This window comes from Helicobacter sp. MIT 05-5294 (assembly GCF_000765675.1).
In the GTDB taxonomy this organism is placed as follows: domain Bacteria; phylum Campylobacterota; class Campylobacteria; order Campylobacterales; family Helicobacteraceae; genus Helicobacter_D.
This window is the reverse complement of sequence record NZ_JRPA02000033.1, coordinates 1-5,372: the sequence shown is the minus strand read 5'-3', so window position 1 is coordinate 5,372 and position 5,372 is coordinate 1. Positions and strand designations below refer to the sequence as shown.

Genomic DNA, 5,372 nt, shown 5'->3' with positions numbered 1-5,372 from the left:
CGTGGTTTTTTGGAGATTTTGGAGGTGAGGCTAGACTAGAGGTCTGCGAACCTTCAAAATCTCCAAAATCTGCGAAATGATTACCCAAAGCTGAATGCTTTTTTAGACGATGCCTGTTATATGGACACTCCCCTTAAACGGCGCACTACTCGCATTATTATAGACAAACTCCACTTCCGCGCTCGTATTTGGCTTGAGCGTCAAAATATACATACCATTCTCGCCCTCTCTGCGATTATCGACATTGTTTTTTGCACTCCACCCGCCTATGCTTTCTTTCTGATAAGTCTTATTAGAGTTAAGCCCTCCGCCTTTAGTCGTCCATCGCCTGATACTCCTACTCTGTAAAATATCTCCTGCGGGTGTGCCACTGCCTCCGCTTAAGGCAAGGAGTAGCCTGTCTTGATACTTTAAGCGCACATCGACCCCTGCACGCCCTGCTTGGTTATACATATACTGCGTGTAAGTGATATTACTTTCCCACCGCTGCGGGCTTAAAGTGTAGGCATCATTAGTATCCCCGCTCCCTGCATTGAGCGCGAATAAAACCTCTATGGCATACACATTGGGATTAGTAATGCTTATAGTCGTGCTTTCATTACTCGTGTGTGTGTAGCTGAAATTAAAAAACTCTACACTATCGCTTTGAGCGTGGAGTATGGGCTTGTTTTTAAGAGGGATAGTATAGCTCATAAAAGCTCCTTAATATCATCAAGCTTGACTTTCACGCGTCTTGCGTAAAGCTTCCACCCTAAAGGATTCTCTATCACTTCTTTGTCATAGACAGAGCTTAAAAATGAAAAGATTTTCTCCTCACCCCATTCCTTGCATACTTTATAATCAAATATCACACACCCGCAATTAGCAAGCACTTTTTTATCACTAAGGATAAAAACACAATCAGGGCAAGTGGGATTCAAACCCTCATCTGTCAATAACGCGCTGTGAATATTATTCTCAATCACCTCTTGGATATATGCCTCTATCTTGTAAAAATCACAATAATCCCGCACAAAGCCTATCAGCTCATCGCGCGTGATAGGGTGCTTATTGGTATCTCTGTGGGTCAAATCGATACGCAAAAAGTCCTTATCATCATAAAAAACAAACATTTTCACTCTCCTAAAGGGCTTTTATAGCTTATTGCTTGCAACTCTTTTAAAGTCGTGGCATTTTCTATTTTCTCTTTTAACTGCTGATAATGCCCCAAAAGCTTTGCATAGGCTGTATTATAAGACGCACTCTTTGTAAGCACTTTTTGCGCTAATTCCTCTAAGGGGATATTTCTCGCATCGGCGAGTTGCTTTAAAAATGGCGCATCTTGCTCATTATGCGTGTCTAAAAACCTCTGTGCGTCTTTTGCCTGCTCTTGGTAGGTCTCAATCTCTGCGGGGGTCTTACCCTCTCTTAAGACATACAACTCACTCTCTAGGCAGTAAGTGATGTGTGCGAGAATCTGCTCTTTTTTTGATGCGATGTCAAAGGGGGGCAAGGTGTAGTTATGATTCACCTGCATACCGATAAAGGCATATTCCTCTTGCTCTTTATTTAGCTCTATCGTCTTGATACTCCGCTCGTCCCATTCCTTATAAACACTGCTGTCAAAAATCTCACTTATGATGTGTGCGCCGTTTATGAGGGCGTATTTGGTGTTAGGCTTAGCTTTCATTTTTTTTATTCCTTTTGCAAATTAAGATAAATTCAGTTTTGAGCGACTAATAAGGGAATGCTGCGGCTCGCTCCACTGCAACTTAGGCTCTAAGATACTAGAATTTCGTGTTTTCCTTTCTTTCTCGCCCGCTTCGTGGTGCGTAAATCGTGATAAAGGAGGCAGTAGTGCCTCCGCACGATTTGAGCTAGAAGCGGATAAAGCGAGGCTCTCCCCTTGTTTGCCGAAAAGAAAAAGCGGCGGCTTTATTCTTTTCGGGGTTAAGGGGAGTGAGGAGGGGATAAACCCCTTTTCTTTTTGCGAAAAACTCTTAAAATTCATCAAAAATCCCTCCGCGTGATTCTTAGTTTTTTCCTTAAACTTTTTTTCAAAACCCCCTAGCATTCTAAGATTCGCGGTATTGCTTGGGCGGTTTTAAGTATTTTTTAGGGGTGAGCTAGACTAAAGTCTGCGATATTCCCCTAAAAAATACTTAATCCACGCAATGATTACCCAAAGCTGAATGCTCTAAACCCTTAAAATTTTGCTAATCTCTGCTATGATTACCCAAAGCTGAATGCTTTACATTCTTTCCGTAGGTAACAACTTCTCATCTTGCACTAATCCCTCTTGCTCTTGGGGTTTAGCCTTGCTCTTATCGAGCACACTCCCAAAGGCATTCCCCAAAGTGCCGATAGCCTCACCTTGATTCTTAAGCGTGTTGTTATACTTTTCTTTTTCCCATGTATTCATCGCTTTTGTCTCTTTTAACTGCTGCTCTGCTAGGTCATACATTTTCCTATTGTGGTTATTTTGGAGTATCGCGCTTGTAAGGGTTGCTGCCCCTTGCAATAAGCCACTTCCAAATCCATCTGCCCAACCCATTTTTTTACTCCTTTATATGATTTCTACGCTTTCTAAATAAGCATCTATCTCCCCTGCATTATCCAGATAAGCCCTTGCGATGCTTAAAGCCAACGCCCTTTTAGAATCTAAAGAGAGGTGATTAAAAGCATAGTTTTGCCCTGATTCTAGCTCGGGGATAGAGTCTAGATTTAGTCCATTTGCGATGCTCACAAGGCTTTGATAGTAGTTATAATCCCGCGTGTTGCTGATGCTCTCTATAAACTCATCTGGGCTTTGCCCCGCTAAGCTTAAAATGCTAAGGTCTTCTCGTGTCAAAAAGCTAAAGTCAAAATTTACCGCTTCACTGCCTGCATAAGAAATCGTGCATATCCCTCCGCTAGAGACAATGACATTAATCTCATCGTCATTGTCCAAAGTGATAAAAGCACATTTGCTCTCACCTCTTTGTCCTACGCCTTTTTGATTCCCCGCGCCTCCGCTCACACTCAAATAACTCCCAAAGCTCGTAATCCCTCCGCTTGTATCGCTATTATCCCCGCCATTGCCTCCTCTGACAAAGACAAAATAATTTTTTATCCCTTTAATAGGCATAAATGTCGTGCTCTCTGTAAAAGTGATGCCTTGATAGTCGCTCCCTAATACGGCGACATTGCCTTGTATCGTATAAAAAAGCTCTCTTAATGCTAAAATCTCGGCAGTGTTAAGCACTCTAATCTCCCTTAGCATAGCGTCTTTTACGCGCCCTATCTCGGCGATATGGGACTCTGTGCAAGATTCTAAATCTTGAGCCTTTGCGTCTTTGTAGGATTCTAGCTCTTGGGTCTTCTCCTCTTTGTATAAATCCAAATCGTGCTTTTTGTCTTCCTTAAAGGCTTCTAGCTCTTTGGCTTTCTCCTCTTTATAAGATTCTAAGCGACTAAGCGCGTTGATAAAAGCGATATTGGCTTGGTGATAGTATTTGACTAATTGCTCCTTAAAGGCTTCTACCTGCTGGATTGCGATATTTGCTTCGGATTTTGCCTTTTGATAGGAGAGCATAAACGCCTCGCTTTTTTCCTGCATCAGTTGTAATTTTTCATTAAACAACGCGCAATACTCTTCTTTCTTATCATACAATTCCTTTTCAAATCCCTCTTTAGTCGCTAGAAGATCTACTTGCATATTGTGTAAGAGATTTTGTGCGAGGACTTCGATTTGCAGTTTTATATCGGTGGCTTGTTGGAGCATAGCTTTAAGTGAAAAGCTGATATGCTCTATCTCTGTCATACTTTCTTGGATTTCTTGGATTTTCTCTAGGGTAAATCGCGCCATCTCAAGCTTAGAATCAAGTGCGCTAAGCTCTGCTTGTGTCGTATCAAGGATTTGCTCACTTTGAGCATAAAGCTCTAGGCTACTCTTGTGCATGGAGGAAATCTCTGTAAGACTTTGATTGATAAATGCCGCACTTGTAGCAAGTGAAGCCTTAAGGAGATTATAGTTTTCGTTTGAAATTTTGAGATTATCGACATAATACGAATACACCTTAAAAATATCGCGACTGATGTCAATAAGCTCTGCAATCCCCAAAAGTGAATAATGCGCGGAGATAAGGACATTATTATTTTGTTGGATTTTTTCTAGCATCTCCTCTCGCAACGCCTTTAGCTCCTCGTCTCTGTCTGCGTCATAAGTGGGCGTTTGTGGGGGTAGAGTGATAAGGGGGGCTTGTGTGTCTTGCATAATATTTCCTTTCTAAGATACGACAAATTTAAATCTTATATTAAAAAAATAATCACTTTAAAAAAAGGGTTAAAAAAGGTAAGGTTATGATATAATAGGCATTATGGGCAAAACAATTCTCTTAATCTTATTATTAATCTTTATAGGGTTCATACTCTTTATGATCGCGCTAGAAAATGCTGCTGCAGTGATAAAAATCCTTATCATTGTGGGGGGATTATCGTGCTTTTATATTCTCAAAGAGGTATTTACTCCCAAAACCTAAGCCCCCTTTGTCGCAAAGTTTGCAGGAGGCAAAAACATTTTTCAAGGCGACAAACCGCGATGCGACAAATGATCTGCTTTTTGACACTACCATTGATATTGCTAACGCTTTGGGGGTGGAATATTCCACTCTCGCGCACCTTGATAGCGAGTTTCAGATAGAAAATTTAAAAGGAATATATTTAACTAATGATAGTAATACGATTCTGCTAGATGAAGATTTGGTCAAAAGTGGGGATACTTTAGGGAGTGTTGTTCTCCTCCATGAGCTTATCCACGCGGTTACATTTAGGGTGATAATGTGCGCAGAGTGTGCAGAGACGCAAGCTCTCTTATCCCCTAAGCAATTAAAAGGGTATGCAAAAATATATGAGATTTATCACCAACTCGCGCTTAAATATCCCCAATATGTCTATGAAGAGGGTAAAAATATGGGGATTTATGGATTAAAAGATGTCCATGAGTTTGTCTCCGAGCTAGCACAAGAGTATTTTAGGAATTTTTTAGAGCAAGAGGGCGTTTATGATGATGTGATTGATGCGTATGAGGAGATTATCTATTATCCTGATGCGCAAAGATTTACTCCTTTTTCCAAATTAAGATAAATTCAGTTTTGAGCGACTAATAAGGGAATGCTGCGGCTCGCTCCACTGCAACGCACACTAAGTGCGTCTCATTCGCTCTCCTTGCATAACCCTTATTATTCATCTCAAACCTTAGAATTTTGTGTTTTTCCTTTTTTTCTCGCCCGCTTCGTGGTGCGTAAATCGTGATCAAAGGAGGCAGTAGTGCCTCCGCACGATTTGAGCTAGAAGCGGATAAAGCGAGGCTCTCCCCTTGTTTGCCGAAAAGAAAAAGCGGCGGCTTTATTCTT

7 protein-coding genes are annotated in these 5,372 nt (G+C 41.2%); 1 reads left to right on the top strand and 6 read right to left on the bottom strand.

Features of this window, described 5'->3' with window-relative positions; genetic code table 11:
* Positions 1–102: 102 nt before the first annotated feature.
* From LS69_RS09630 to LS69_RS09610, 5 genes are all read right to left on the bottom strand, one after another.
* Positions 103–693, bottom strand: a complete 591-nt coding sequence (locus tag LS69_RS09630) for a hypothetical protein (protein WP_034374329.1) — start codon at positions 691–693, stop codon at positions 103–105.
* A complete protein-coding gene (locus LS69_RS09625) occupies positions 690–1,112 on the bottom strand; it encodes a hypothetical protein (protein ID WP_034374332.1) in 423 nt (140 codons plus the stop codon). Before LS69_RS09625 ends, LS69_RS09630 begins: the two co-directional genes overlap by 4 nt.
* 2 nt (positions 1,113–1,114) lie before the next feature.
* Complete coding sequence (locus LS69_RS09620; RefSeq protein WP_034374334.1) at positions 1,115–1,669, bottom strand: hypothetical protein; 555 nt, start codon at positions 1,667–1,669, stop codon at positions 1,115–1,117.
* 561 nt (positions 1,670–2,230) lie between these two features.
* Positions 2,231–2,533 (bottom strand): hypothetical protein, encoded by a 303-nt coding sequence (locus LS69_RS09615; RefSeq protein WP_034374217.1) that lies wholly within the window; start codon positions 2,531–2,533, stop codon positions 2,231–2,233.
* Positions 2,534–2,545: 12 nt separating this feature from the next.
* Positions 2,546–4,234: a hypothetical protein gene (locus LS69_RS09610; RefSeq protein ID WP_138091463.1), complete on the bottom strand. Its 1,689-nt coding sequence runs from the start codon at positions 4,232–4,234 to the stop codon at positions 2,546–2,548.
* Between the two features lie 272 nt (positions 4,235–4,506).
* Here LS69_RS09610 and LS69_RS09605 point away from each other — a divergent pair, with 272 nt between their 5' ends.
* Entirely contained in the window at positions 4,507–5,103 is a 597-nt protein-coding gene (locus LS69_RS09605) for a hypothetical protein (RefSeq protein WP_034374211.1), read from the top strand.
* A gap of 16 nt (positions 5,104–5,119) precedes the next feature.
* Here the strand turns inward: LS69_RS09605 and LS69_RS10930 are convergent.
* Positions 5,120–5,372: hypothetical protein (locus LS69_RS10930; RefSeq protein ID WP_238699293.1), on the bottom strand; the 253-nt coding region annotated here is incomplete at its 5' end.